Below are 12,669 nucleotides of genomic sequence, written 5' to 3'. Positions count from 1 at the left end.
GGGAGGCGCCGAGCTCGAGCACGGAAGACGGGTACGGACACACGGAGGGCCCCGGGAATCCCGGGGCCCTCCGACGTCGGTGAGCGGGTGCCGCTCAGTCGGCGAGGTGCTCGAGCACCCAGTCGATGCAGCGGATCAGCGCCGAGACGTCCTCGGGCTCGATCGCGACGAACGTGGCCACGCGCAGCTGGTTGCGGCCGAGCTTGCGGTAGGGCTCGACGTCGACGACGCCGTTGGCGCGCAGCACCGCGGCGATCCGCGCGGCGTCGATGGACTCGTCGAAGTCGATCGTGACGATGACGTTCGAGCGGTCCTCGGCGCGCTGGACATAGGGCTGCGCGACGTCGCTCGCCTCGGCCCAGGTGTACAGGCGGGACGCGGAGTCGGCCGTGCGCTCGGCCGCCCACGCCAGCCCGCCGTTGCCGAGCATCCACTGCACCTGGGCGTCCATGCTCACCAGGGTCATGAGCGCGGGCGTGTTGTACGTCTGGTTCTTCCGGGAGTTGTCGATCGCGGTCGGCAGTGAGAAGAAGTCGGGGATCCAGCGGTCCGACGCCGCGATCCGCTCGGCCCGCTCCAGCGCCGCGGGGGAGAAGAGGCCCAGCCACAGGCCGCCGTCCGAGGCGAAGTTCTTCTGCGGGGAGAAGTAGTAGACGTCGCTCTGGGTGACGTCGACCGCGAGGCCGCCCGCGGCCGAGGTGCCGTCGATGAGCACGAGTGCGCCGTCGTCGGCTCCGTCCACCCGCTGCACCGGGGCCGCGACGCCGGTCGAGGTCTCGTTGTGCGCCCAGGCGTACACGTCGGCGCCGGCCTCGGCGGCCGCCTGCGGACGGGTGCCGGCGGGGGAGGCGATGATCGAGGAGGCCTCCAGGAAGGGCGCCCGGTCCGTGGCGGCGGCGAACTTGGAGCTGAACTCGCCGAAGCTGAGGTGCTGGGCCCGGGACTCGACGAGGCCGAAAGCGGCGATGTCCCAGAACGCGGTCGCGCCACCGATGCCGAGGATGACCTCGTAACCCTCCGGCAGGGAGAACAGGTCCGCGAGACCCTCCCGCAGCCGGCCGACGAGGTCCTTGACCGGGGCCTGCCGGTGGGAGGTGCCGATCACGCGCGGCGCGGCGTCGGCGACGGCCGCCAGCTGCTCGGGGCGGACCTTCGAGGGGCCGGCGCCGAAGCGTCCGTCGGCCGGCAGGAGATCGGCGGGGATGGTCAGGTCAGGCATGGGCAGACTCACTTCGCGTCGGTGGTGGGACGGGAACGGTCGCCGGTCGGAACGGCCCGAGGGGCTGGCGGACGACGACGGTGCGTGCCTCGACGCGCGGATGCGCAGGAGCCGGAGACACGGCTTCCGGGAGCATTCTCCCCCAGGTGCGGCGGTGGAGCCCAGTCGGGTGGCGTCACACGGCCGCCCGCGACCCGGGCCCGGCCGGCCGCGCGGCGGTCCCCGAACGGCGCCGCAGCGTTGCGGGGGTGCCCTGCGCCCGTGTCTAGAATGGCTAGCGTTCTTCCGGCCCCGCCCCGCACACCGGTGCGAGCGTGGGCCGGGTTCCGGGCCGGGCAGCAGGAGGGAAGGCGGACGATGACGGATCTCATCGACACCACCGAGATGTACCTGCGCACGATCCTCGAGCTCGAGGAGGAGGGCATCGTCCCCATGCGGGCGCGGATCGCGGAGCGGCTCGGGCACTCCGGGCCGACCGTGTCCCAGACGGTGGCACGGATGGAGCGCGACGGCCTCGTGCACGTGACGGAGGACCGCCGGCTGGACCTGAGCGAGTCCGGGCGGCACCGGGCGACCGGCGTCATGCGCAAGCACCGCCTCGCCGAGCGCCTGCTGCACGACGTGATCGGCCTGGACTGGGCGTACGTCCACGAGGAGGCGTGCCGCTGGGAGCACGTCATGAGTGAGCGCGTCGAACGTCGCCTGCTCGGCCTGCTGCACCAGCCCACCGAGTCCCCCTACGGCAACCCCATTCCCGGGCTGACCGAGATCGGCGGCCCGGACGCCGGCCGGTTCACCGACGGGGTGACGCCGCTGACGGCGCGCGTCGCGGCCGCGGAGGGCGAGATCACCGTCCAGATCGCCCGGCTGGCCGAGCCCGTCCAGTTCGACCCCGAGTTCCTCGCCCAGATGGCCGAGTACGGCATCCGCCCCGGCGCGCAGGTGCGGGTCAGTCCCGCCGGCCGGTACGTGCGTATCGCCTCCGCCGACCAGGGCACGCTCGAGCTGGCCAACGAGATGGCCGGCCACATATTCGTGCTCGATCACTGACGCCCCGCACCGTCCGGGCGGTGTCCGGCAGGGAGCGTGAGATCGGTAACGAATCGGCGACGAGCGAGAACCGTCCCCGCCGGAGTCGACACTCGTTCGAGACCACCTTCGGTCCATCCTCGTTGTCGCGCGCGGCGGCGCCGTCGTCCGCACCGAGGCAGGCAGCAGCGCGGGCGCCGGTCAGCGCCCGCCTGACGGGGTCGATCGCGGCGGGCCGTCTGTCGACCCGTCGGCGATCCCACGGGGTTCGTCACCCCGTCCGTGATCGGAACGTGACATTTCGATTGCACTACGGTACGGTCGTAGCCGTGCCCGCCCCACTCTGGGGAGCGCACCCCGTCCCGGCTGTCTAACCCTGCCACCGGGACCGGTCCGTTCAAACGCTTCTTTTGGCAGGGACGGGGGAACCACTTGTGGCCTCCTCGAGGCCTTGGGGTCAAGTGTCCGGATCACGGACACCGGGTGCCTCCCACCCGAACCCGACAGCTCACCCCGTAGACACCAGGGAGAGGTAAATCCATGTCGTCATCGACTGCCCGTCACCGCGCCACCATGACCGGTCGGGATCACCTGACCAACGCCTCGAAGGCCGCCGCCGAGAACCGCGGCGTCGTCCGGGGCGGCGCCGTCGCCGCTGCTGCTGCCGGTCTGCTGGCCGTCTCGGTCGCCCCGGCCAACGCCAGCGCGTACTACGAGAACACCACCGCCACCACGCCCCAGGCCACCACCGCCGCCTCGTCGGCCGGTCACTACACGTGGACCTCCAACGGCATCACCTACACCTGGAACGGTGCGAACATCCAGGACGGGTACCGCTACTTCGGTCTGACCGGGTCTCAGACCGCCCCGGCCCCGACCGGCGCCACGCCGACCGCGAGCTACAGCGCCGCGGGTGCCGCGGCCCCGGCCGCAGGTGCGCAGACCGCCAACGTCAGCCTGGCCTCCGCCGCGAAGACCTCCACCGGTGGCAACCAGTCGATCGTCTCGGCCGCCTACGCCGGCATCGGTCACCCGTACGTCTGGGGCGGCACCTCCACCTCGGGCTGGGACTGCTCCGGTTTCGTGCAGTGGGCCTACGCCCAGGCCGGCAAGAGCATCCCGCGCACCTACCAGTGGACCGCGATGACCCCGACCTCGGCGCCGAAGCCGGGTGACCTCATCGTCCAGAACGGTGGCTCGCACGTCGGCATCTACGTCGGCAACGGCATGGAGATCAGCGCGCTGAACCCGCAGCAGGGCACCCTCCTGCACCCGGTCAGCGCCATGTCGGTCGACGGCTACTACACCCTGGGCTGATCCAGCTCCCCTTCACCCCCTTCGGTGACTCTCACCGGAGGGGGTGAATGCTGTCCTGCCCCCTCCGGTAAGCCCACCGGTAGGTCCGTTCTGCCTGACGGCAGTGACGCCGGGCGTCCGCGTGACGCCTACGGACCCGCGACACTGAAAGAGAGAAGAATGTCCACTCCCTCCACCGGTCGCCACCGCACGGCCGCTCCCCGCACGGCCGCCGCGCTGGCGCAGGCCATCACCCTGCAGTCCGGCAAGGTCGGCCGTCGGGCCGCCGTGGTGGCAGCCGCGTCGGGTCTGGTCCTGGTGTCCGGCGTCGCCGCGCACGCGGAGACCGCGCAGCAGTCCGCCGCCGTGCAGCCGGCCAGCCAGGCCGTCGCCGCCGGCAAGGTCGGTTCGGTCACCGCGCCGGCCACCGCCTCCCTCGACTTCCAGCGCACCGCCGTGGCCTCCACGAGCGCGGCGAAGGCCAAGCCGGCCGTCAAGACCGCCGCCGTGCAGGCGCTGGGCAAGCGGGTGGCCGAGCAGCAGGCGCCGGCCGATCACGCCGCGGCGGTGAAGGCCGCTGCCGCTCAGCGCGCCGCCGCTGCGCAGGCCGCCGCCGCTCAGCGTGCCGCCGCCGCGCGGGCCGCCGCCGAGCAAGAAGCGGCGGCGCAGCGCGCTGCTGCTGCCCAGCACGCCGCCACGGCACAGGCGCACCAGGCCGAGCAGGCCGCGGCCGCTCGTGCCGCTGCCGCCCAGCAGGCCGCCGCCGAGCGTGCTGCCGCTGCCCAGCAGGCCGCGGCTCAGCGTGCTGCTGCCGCCCAGCAGGCCGCCGCCGAGCGTGCTGCCGCTGCCCAGCAGGCCGCCGCTCAGCGTGCCGCTGCCGCCCAGCAGGCGCAGCAGGCGCAACAGCGTCAGGCCACCGCCCAGCAGGCGACGGTGCAGACGGTGTCCGCCCCGTCCCAGCAGTCGTCGGCCTCGGGCAAGGGCGCGGCGGTCGCCAACGCGGCGCTCGCGCAGCTCGGTGTCACGCAGGACTGCACGATGCTGGTCACCAACGCGATCAAGGCCGTGGGCATCAACTTCCACGGCTGGCCGGCCGACTACGTCCAGCTCGGCTCGCAGATCCCGGCCTCCCAGGCTCAGCCCGGGGACCTGATCTACTACGCCGACGGTGGCGGTGGGCAGGCCCACATCGCCGTCTACATCGGCAACGGCATGGCCGTGCACGGTGGCTGGAACGGCAATCAGACGGTGAAGTTCAGCGCGAACGTGGGCTCCGGCCCGGTGTTCATCCGGCTTCGCTGATCGACTCTCCCTCGACGACCCCTCGCCTCACGGCGGGGGGTCGTCGTCGTTCCCCGGGGTGATCGTGGGCCGGGGCCCTCCCCGGAATCCGGTCGGGGGCCTGCGTTAGGGTCGGAGCCGGACCACGGATCCCCGGGAGAACGGGATCCCGACGCGACGATCCCGACGGAGGGTGGCAGTGCCCTACACGAGCCTGGCCTGGTCACGTGCGCGCGAGCTCGCCCACGGCAGCGTCCAGCCGCTCGTGCCCGAGACGGTCCCGGTGGACCGGGCGATCGGCCGGGTGCTCGCCGCGGACGTCGCGGCCGTCGCGCCGGTGCCGCACGTCGACTCCGCCGTGATGGACGGCTGGGCGGTCTCCGGCGCCGGACCGTGGACGGTGCTCGAGGCCGACGCCGCACCCGGTCACACCGCGGAGGACGCGGTGCTGGCCCGGATGCGCTGGATCCGAGGGCTGACGCTCGACGAGGACCAGGCCGTACAGGTGTCCGCCGGAGCCCTCGTCCCGTCCGGGACCGCGGCCGTGCTGGTCCGTGATCGCGGACGGGTGGACGAGGCGGGTCGCCTGACCCGGGCGGACCACGCGGGCGAGGACGGCCCGGCACCGGGGGAGCACGTGCGCCGCGCCGGGGAGGAGGCCGAGCCCGGCGACGTCGTGCTCACGGCCGGGACGCTCCTGAGCCCGGCGCACCTGGCCTGGGCGTCCTCGTGCGGACTGGACACGCTCGCGGTGCTGCGCCGCCCCCGCGTCACCCTCGTCATCACCGGCGCGGGGCTCGAACAGCACGGCGTGCCCGAGGCCGGCACCGTGCGTGACGTGCTCGGCCCGCACCTGGGGTCCTACGTCGAGGCCCTCGGCGGTCTCGTCATCGGCACCCACCACGTCGGGCTGGACGACCGTGCGCTGCTCGCCCAGCTCGGCACCGACGCCCAGGACGAGCACCAGATCCGCGAGGCCACCGGCGACGTCGTCGTCACCACGGGCGGCACCGGCACCCACTCCCGCCGCGAGGTCCGCGGCGCGCTGGCCGCCGCCGGGGCGGAGATCCTCATCGACGGCGTCGCCGTGCAGCCCGGGCACCCCCTCCTGCTCGCCCGGCTCGCCGACGGGCGCATGCTCGTCGCCCTGCCCGGCCACCCGCTCGCGGCCATGACCGGCATGCTGACCCTGGTCGAGCCGCTGCTCGCCGGGCTCGCCGGTGCGGATCTTCCCCGGCCCGGCCACGTCCGGCTCGGCGCGGACCTGCCCGCGGGCCTGCGCACCCGGCTCATCCCCTACACGCTCGACGACGGAGTCGCGCTCCCCAGCCCCTGGCGGGCCGCCGGCATGCTGCGCGGATTCGCCGAGGCCGACGGCGTCCTCGTCTGCCCGCGCGACGGCGCCGAGACCGGGGACGTGCTGGAGGAGCTCACGCTGCCGTGGTGACCTCCCCGAGCACCACCGGAACCAGCAGGACGACCACCAGCATGACGAGACGAGAGGCGTGACGCCGTGCATGACGACCGCGTGATCACCGAGCGGCGGCTCTACCGATTCCTCCGGCAGCGACTCGAGCCGGCCGTCCTCGGGCAGCGCTGGCCCGTGCGCGTGACCGGCTGGGACGTGCCCGGCGAACCGGTGCCCGCCGCCGAGGCGATCGCGGCGACCGCGGCCTACACCGAGCGGCCCGCGGGGAGCCCGTGGGGGCCGCCCTGGTCGACGACGTGGCTGCACCTGACCGCGGACCTGCCCGACGGTGTCCCGCTCGAGGACCTCGTGCTGCTCGTCGACCTCGGGTTCACCGGCGACGGTCCCGGTTTCCAGTGCGAGGGCCTGGCCTGGCGGCCCGACGGCACCGTCCTGACCGGCATCAGCCCCCGCAACAACGCGATCCCCGGCCGGCTGCTGGCCACCGACGGGTCCGGCGGCGTCGACCTCTACGTCGAGGCCGCCGCCAACCCCGACCTCACCCAGGGCTGGACCTTCCAGCCGACCCCGCTCGGCGACCCCGCGACCGCGCCGGCGACGCCGCGGTACGTGCTCGGCGAGATCGCCCTCGCCCACGTGTCCCGCGACGTCGAGGAGCTCTACCGGGACTGCTGGGTGCTCAACGGGTTGATGGCGGAACTGCCCGTGGACGCGCCCCGCCGGCACGAGATCCTCCGCGCGACCGAGGCGATGATGGACGCGATGGACCCGGACGACGTTCCGGGTACCGCCGCCCTCGGCCGCCAGCACCTGCGGGACGTTTTGTCCCGGCCCGCGAGCGCCTCGGCACACCACCTCGTGGCCACGGGTCACGCCCACATCGACTCCGCGTGGTTGTGGCCGGTCCGGGAGACCATGCGCAAGTGTGCCCGTACCTTCGCCAACGCGCTGACGCTCATGGACGAGGACCCGGACTTCGTGTTCGTCGCCTCCTCCGCCCAGCAGTACGCCTGGATCAAGGAGCACTACCCCGACCTGTTCGCGCGGATCCGGGAGCGGGTGGCGGACGGCCGGTTCGTGCCCGTCGGCGGCATGTGGGTCGAGGCGGACTCGACGATGCCGGGCAGCGAGGCGATGGCCCGGCAGTTCATCGAGGGCAAGCGCTTCTTCCTCGACGAGTTCGGTGTCGACGGCGAGGAGGCGTGGCTGCCGGACTCGTTCGGCTACTCGGCGGCGATGCCGCAGATCGTCGCGGCCGCGGGCATGCGCTGGTTCCTCACGCAGAAGATCTCGTGGAACCAGACCAACGCGTTCCCGCACCACTCCTTTCTCTGGGAGGGGCTGGACGGCACCCGCCTGTTCACGCACTTCCCGCCCGTCGACATGTACAACGCGCAGCTGCTGGCCTCCGAGGTGGCCCATGCCGAGCGCAACTTCCGGGACAAGGGCCGGGCCACGATCTCGCTCGTGCCCTTCGGCTACGGCGACGGCGGCGGCGGGCCCAACCGGCTCATGCTCGCGGCCGCCTCGCGATGGCGGTCCCTCGAGGGGGCGCCCAGCATGGAGCTGAACACCCCGGCGTCCTTCTTCACCCGGGCGGAGGCGGAGTACGTCCGGCCGCCCGTGTGGGTGGGGGAGCTGTACCTCGAGAAGCACCGGGCCACCTTCACCGCCCAGCACCGGACCAAGCGGGGCAACCGGCGCTGCGAGGCGCTGCTGCACGAGGCGGAGCTGTGGTGCGCGACGGCCACCGTCCGGACCGGCGCGGCGTACCCTGCGCAGGAGCTGGACCGGTTGTGGCGGATGGTGCTGCTGCTGCAGTTCCACGACATCCTGCCCGGCAGCGCGATCGCCTGGGTGCACCAGGACGCCGAGCGGAACCACGACGCGGTGGCCGCCGCCTGCGAGGAGCTGATCGCGGCCGCCCTCGCTGCCCTCGCCGCGCTCTCGACGGACGACGGGACGTCGACGGACGGCAGCGGGTCGGCCGGTTGCTGGTTCAATGCGACCGGTTTCCCGGTCCGCGGCGTCGCCCCGTTCGGCGCCGGCGTCCCGACGGCCGTGACGACCCCGGCGACCGTGACGGAGCAGGACGGCGGCGCCGTCCTGGACAACGGCCTCGTCCGCGCCGTCGTCGACGCCCGCGGGCTCATCGTCTCGCTGCGCGATGCCGCCACCGGGCGGGAGGCGATCGCGCCGGGCGGGCGCGGGAACCTGCTCAGCCTGCACCGGGACACCCCCAACGAGTGGGACGCGTGGGACCTGGACGGCTTCTACCGCAACACGGTGCGGGAGCTGACGGAGGTGGACGCCGTCACCGTGGAATCGTGCCCCGACGCGGCCACCGTCGTCGTCGACCGCTCCGTGGGCGCGACCCGGATCCGGCAGCGCATCGTCCTGGCCGCGGGGGAGCCGCACCTGCGCATCGAGCACGAGATCGACTGGCAGGAGCACGAGAAGCTGCTCAAGCTCGGCTTCGATCTCGACGTGCGCGCCGACGTCTCCAGCGCGGAGACCCAGTTCGGGCACGTGCAGCGGCCCACCCACACGAACACGTCCTGGGACGCGGCCCGGTTCGAGATCTGCGCGCACCGGTGGCTGCACGTCGGCGAGCCCGGGTACGGGGTCGCCATCGGCAACGATTCGAGCTACGGCCACGACGTCACCCGCACGGTCCGGCCCGACGGCGGCACCACGACCGTGCCCCGCGTCTCCCTGCTCACCGCGCCGGTCTTCCCCGACCCGTTCGCCGATCGCGGGCAGCAGCGGATGACCGTCACGGTGGCACCCGGCGCGGGCATCCCGGAGGCGGTGCGGCTCGGGCAGGCCACGGCGGGACTGGTCCGCCGGGGCACGGATCGCGGCGTCGCCGTCGAGCCGCTCGTGAGCCTGGACGGCGACGGGCTCGTGATCGACGCCGTCAAGCTCGCCCTCGACGGCAGCGGGGACGTGATCGTTCGCCTGCACGAGGCCCACGGCGCCCGGTCCACCGCAGTGCTGCAGCCCGGGTTCGCCTGCCGCTCCGTGGAGACGACCGACCTGCTCGAACGCCCGATCGAGCCGCGTCGCGGCGTCACCGTCGACGGCACCACGGTCACCGTCGTCGCCGACCCGTTCACCCTGTCCACCCTCCGGTTCCGTCGCGCCTGACGCCGGTATCCGGGCCGTTCCTTGCCAGGACGGCCGGAGGAGCCCATCGGCGGAACAGCTGTCGGTGGCGGGTGGTTGACTGGAAGCAGGACACAGAACGGCGCACCCCGGGGGACACGGAGCGGGGTGCGTCCCGTGCATGGACCGGCGCCGGCGCACCGGAGAGGGAGCGAGACACGATGAGTATGGAAGGGGCCGCCCATTCGTCCCTGTGGCGGATGGTCTCGGACACGGGAGAGCGGCGGAAGTTCTCACCGGCCACGTTCCGCCGCATCATGGCGTTCGCGGCCCCGCACCGGACACGGCTGATCGTCTTCGTCGTGCTGTCGGTCGCCTCCGCGGTCCTCGCGGTGCTGACCCCCGTCCTCGCCGGCGAGGTGGTCAACGCCATCACCGGGCGCCGCTCCGTGAGCACGGTGACCTGGCTGGCGGTGCTGATCGCCGTCGCGGCGCTCGCGGACGCGGGTCTGGGCCTGCTGACCCGCTGGTTCTCCTCCCGCATCGGCGAGGGTCTCATCCTCGACCTGCGCCGCGCCGTGTACGACCACGTGCAGCGGATGCCGATCGCCTTCTTCAACCGCACCCGTACCGGCGCGCTGGTGAGCCGGTTGAACTCGGACGTGCTCGGCGCGCAGCGGGCGTTCAGCGGCACGCTCTCCGGCGTCGTCAGCAACGTCGTCGCCCTCATCCTCACCGTCGGCGTGATGATCAGCATCTCGTGGCAGATCACCCTCCTGGCCCTGATCCTGCTGCCGCTCTTCCTCATCCCCGCGCGGCGCATGGGCGGCCGGCTCGCGTCCCTGCAGCGGGAGGCGGCCAACCTCAACGCCGCCATGAGCACGCAGATGACGGAGCGGTTCTCCGCGCCCGGTGCCACCCTGATCAAGCTGTTCGGCCAGCCCGAGGCCGAGTCCGCCGAGTTCGCGCTGCGGGCCGGCCGCGTGCGGGACATCGGCGTGAAGACCGCGATGCTGCAGACGGTGTTCGTCACCGCCCTGACGCTCGTCTCGGCCCTGGCGCTGGCCCTCGTCTACGGACTCGGTGGCTTCCTCGCGATCGTCGGCTCCCTCAACCCGGGCGACGTCGTGACCCTCGCCCTGCTGCTGACCCGGCTGTACGTGCCGCTGACCGCCCTCGCCAGCGCGCGGGTGGAGGTGATGAGCGCCCTCGTCAGCTTCGAGCGGGTGTTCGAGATCCTCGACCTCAAGCCGCTGATCGTCGAGAAGGAGCAGCCGGAGCCCCTGCCGGCCGGCCCGATCGCGGTGGGATTCGACCATGTGACCTTCGCCTACCCGGCGGCCAAGGACGTCTCGCTCGCCTCCCTCGAGGAGGTCGCCACGCTGGACACCCGCGGTGGCGAGGAGGTCCTGCACGACGTCTCCTTCACGATCGAACCCGGGCAGACCGTGGCCCTCGTCGGGTCCTCCGGGGCGGGCAAGTCGACCATCGCGCAGCTGGTGGCCCGGCTCTACGACGTCACCGGCGGCGCCGTGACCTACGGCGGCGTCGACGTGCGGGACGTGGCCTTCGCCTCGCTGCGCGACACCCTCGGCATGGTCACCCAGGACGGGCACCTGTTCCACGAGACGGTGCGGGCCAACCTGGCCCTCGCCCGCCCGGACGCCTCCGACGAGCAGATCTGGGACGCGCTGCGGCGGGCCCGGCTCGACGGCGTGATCCGGGCGCTGCCCGACGGGCTGGGCACCGTCGTGGGCGAGCGCGGCTACCGGCTCTCCGGCGGTGAACGGCAGCGGATGACGATCGCCCGCCTCCTGCTGGCGCACCCGCGCGTCGTCATCCTCGACGAGGCGACGTCCGCGCTGGACTCGACGAACGAGGCCGCGGTGCAGGCGGCGCTGGGGGAGGCCCTCGCGGGCCGCACCGCGCTCGTCATCGCGCACCGGCTCTCGACCATCCGGGCGGCCGACGCGATCCTCGTCGTCGAGGGCGGCCGGATCGTCGAACGCGGCACGCACCTGGAGCTGCTCGCCGCGGGCGGCCGGTACGCCGAACTGCACGCCACCCAATTCGCCTCGCAGGACACCGGGCCGCACGGCGCGTCCCTGGCCGCCAGCAGCTGAGCCGGGCCCGGCGAGGCCCACCCGACCCGATGAGACCCATCGACGACCGACCGAGAGGCGCCGCCGCCATGACCAGCACCCCGTCCAGCACCCCGCCCGGCAGCATCCCACCGAGCACCGCGCCCGACACCACCACGGATCAGGCCACGGCCGACCTGTGGGACGAACGCGGGGAGACGCTGCAGTCCGTCGACCTGCCGTTCCTCGACCTCGGGGGACGGACCCGGTTCAGCGGGCCCGTCCGCACCGTCCGGTGCCGGAACGACAACGCCCTGGTCAAGACGACGCTGGCGAGCCCGGGTGATGGCGCGGTGCTCGTGGTCGACGGCGGCGGCTCGATGCACACGGCGCTGATGGGCGACATGATCGCGGCGTCCGCGGTCGAGAACGGGTGGGCCGGCGTCATCATCAACGGACCCGTCCGGGACCGGACCGCCCTGGCGGAGCTGCCCCTGGGCGTCAAGGCGCTCGGCAGCAACCCGCGCAAGAGCGCCAAGGACGGGGCCGGTGAGGTGGACGTGCCGGTGACCATCGACGACGTGGTGTTCCGGCCGGGGGTCACGGTGTGGGCCGACGAGGACGGGATCGTCGTCGAGCGCTGACCCGGGCCGGAGCGGGACGGCGCAGTCGGGGAAGGCAGCGGGACAGCACCGGCATGGTGCCCCTGGCCGGAATCGAACCGACGGCCTGCCCTTTAGGAGAGGGCCGCTCTATCCTACTGAGCTACAGAGGCGTGCCCGGATGGGCGTGCCTCAGTCTAGCCGGTCGATCCGGGCGTGCCCCGATCCGAGCGGGCCGACGAGGTCGAGCGAGGGCACCGGTACCCCGGCAGCATTCCGCTTGTCGTCAGGTCACGTTCAGTTCCTAGCCCTACTGTCGAGCGCGGCCGGTCTCCGGTGACGCGAGGTCGAGGCCTGGAGACGGTCAGGGAAGGGAGCACCGATGAGGATCATCCGGCAGTCGACGGGTGACAAGCTCGGCGACATCACCGTATTCGCCCGACAGCTCAGGGACGAGGCTCTTCTCGCCGATCCGGCCGTCGACGAGCGAGCCCGGATATGTCTCCTGGTCGCTGAAGAACTACTCGCGATCATGACCAACCGCCGCGATGCAGATCGGGAACTGGTGATCACACCGGTGCCGAGTCCACGTGCCGGGTGAATTCCACCTTCCTTGATTCACCC

Annotated in this window: 9 protein-coding genes, 1 tRNA gene and 1 riboswitch; of the genes, 8 read left to right on the top strand and 2 right to left on the bottom strand. The window is 72.9% G+C overall.

From position 1 onward, the window contains the following. Positions 1 to 94 precede the first annotated feature (94 nt). Positions 95 to 1,219, bottom strand: coding sequence for a phosphoserine transaminase (gene serC / locus V6N00_RS12250; RefSeq protein ID WP_334232694.1), 1,125 nt, complete (start codon positions 1,217 to 1,219; stop codon positions 95 to 97). A gap of 357 nt (positions 1,220 to 1,576) precedes the next feature. Between serC and V6N00_RS12245 the strand changes: the two genes are divergently transcribed. The 7 genes from V6N00_RS12245 to rraA all read left to right on the top strand — a co-directional run bounded on the left by V6N00_RS12245 (position 1,577) and on the right by rraA (position 12,087). Next, positions 1,577 to 2,269: a metal-dependent transcriptional regulator gene (locus V6N00_RS12245; RefSeq protein WP_334232693.1), complete on the top strand. Its 693-nt coding sequence runs from the start codon at positions 1,577 to 1,579 to the stop codon at positions 2,267 to 2,269. 371 nt (positions 2,270 to 2,640) lie between these two features. Then, positions 2,641 to 2,785: riboswitch (cyclic di-AMP (ydaO/yuaA leader) on the top strand. Positions 2,786 to 2,821: 36 nt separating this feature from the next. Beyond that, a complete protein-coding gene (locus V6N00_RS12240) occupies positions 2,822 to 3,565 on the top strand; it encodes a C40 family peptidase (RefSeq protein ID WP_334232692.1) in 744 nt (247 codons plus the stop codon). Positions 3,566 to 3,724: 159 nt separating this feature from the next. Then, the gene (locus V6N00_RS12235) at positions 3,725 to 4,846 is read left to right on the top strand and encodes an NlpC/P60 family protein (protein WP_334232691.1); all 1,122 of its coding nucleotides are present in this window, start codon (positions 3,725 to 3,727) and stop codon (positions 4,844 to 4,846) included. A 178-nt stretch (positions 4,847 to 5,024) separates the two neighbouring features. After that, on the top strand, positions 5,025 to 6,272 hold the full coding sequence (locus V6N00_RS12230) for a molybdopterin-binding protein (protein WP_334232690.1): 1,248 nt from the start codon (positions 5,025 to 5,027) through the stop codon (positions 6,270 to 6,272). A gap of 66 nt (positions 6,273 to 6,338) precedes the next feature. Then, positions 6,339 to 9,404 carry an alpha-mannosidase gene (locus V6N00_RS12225; RefSeq protein WP_334232689.1) on the top strand — a complete coding sequence of 1,022 codons (3,066 nt, stop codon included), beginning with the start codon at positions 6,339 to 6,341 and terminating at the stop codon, positions 9,402 to 9,404. A gap of 179 nt (positions 9,405 to 9,583) precedes the next feature. Then, a complete protein-coding gene (locus tag V6N00_RS12220) occupies positions 9,584 to 11,485 on the top strand; it encodes an ABC transporter ATP-binding protein (protein WP_334232688.1) in 1,902 nt (633 codons plus the stop codon). 68 nt (positions 11,486 to 11,553) lie between these two features. Then, positions 11,554 to 12,087, top strand: a complete 534-nt coding sequence (rraA, locus tag V6N00_RS12215; protein WP_334232687.1) for a ribonuclease E activity regulator RraA — start codon at positions 11,554 to 11,556, stop codon at positions 12,085 to 12,087. A gap of 54 nt (positions 12,088 to 12,141) precedes the next feature. On the opposite strand, the gene V6N00_RS12210 is transcribed toward rraA, so the two are convergent. Next, positions 12,142 to 12,218, bottom strand: a tRNA-Arg gene (locus tag V6N00_RS12210). 209 nt (positions 12,219 to 12,427) lie between these two features. Between V6N00_RS12210 and V6N00_RS12205 the strand changes: the two genes are divergently transcribed. Further along, on the top strand, positions 12,428 to 12,646 hold the full coding sequence (locus V6N00_RS12205) for a hypothetical protein (RefSeq protein ID WP_334232685.1): 219 nt from the start codon (positions 12,428 to 12,430) through the stop codon (positions 12,644 to 12,646). Positions 12,647 to 12,669: the final 23 nt, after the last annotated feature.

It is taken from the genome of Tersicoccus mangrovi (assembly GCF_036881825.1).
GTDB classification, from domain to species: Bacteria; Actinomycetota; Actinomycetes; order Actinomycetales; family Micrococcaceae; genus Tersicoccus; species Tersicoccus mangrovi.
The sequence above is the reverse complement of the archived record's forward strand: the minus strand, read 5'-3'. Positions and strand labels throughout refer to the sequence as shown.

Excerpts from the sequence above, each read along its gene's own strand:
- V6N00_RS12240 (WP_334232692.1), top strand. The coding sequence starts at position 2,822 with ATGACCGGTCGGGATCACCTGACCAACGCCTCGAAGGCCGCCGCCGAG.
- rraA (WP_334232687.1), top strand. The coding sequence starts at position 11,554 with ATGACCAGCACCCCGTCCAGCACCCCGCCCGGCAGCATCCCACCGAGC.
- V6N00_RS12235 (WP_334232691.1), top strand. The coding sequence starts at position 3,725 with ATGTCCACTCCCTCCACCGGTCGCCACCGCACGGCCGCTCCCCGCACG.
- V6N00_RS12245 (WP_334232693.1), top strand. The coding sequence starts at position 1,577 with ATGACGGATCTCATCGACACCACCGAGATGTACCTGCGCACGATCCTC.
- V6N00_RS12205 (WP_334232685.1), top strand. The coding sequence starts at position 12,428 with ATGAGGATCATCCGGCAGTCGACGGGTGACAAGCTCGGCGACATCACC.
- V6N00_RS12220 (WP_334232688.1), top strand. The coding sequence starts at position 9,584 with ATGAGTATGGAAGGGGCCGCCCATTCGTCCCTGTGGCGGATGGTCTCG.
- serC (WP_334232694.1), bottom strand. The coding sequence starts at position 1,219 with ATGCCTGACCTGACCATCCCCGCCGATCTCCTGCCGGCCGACGGACGC.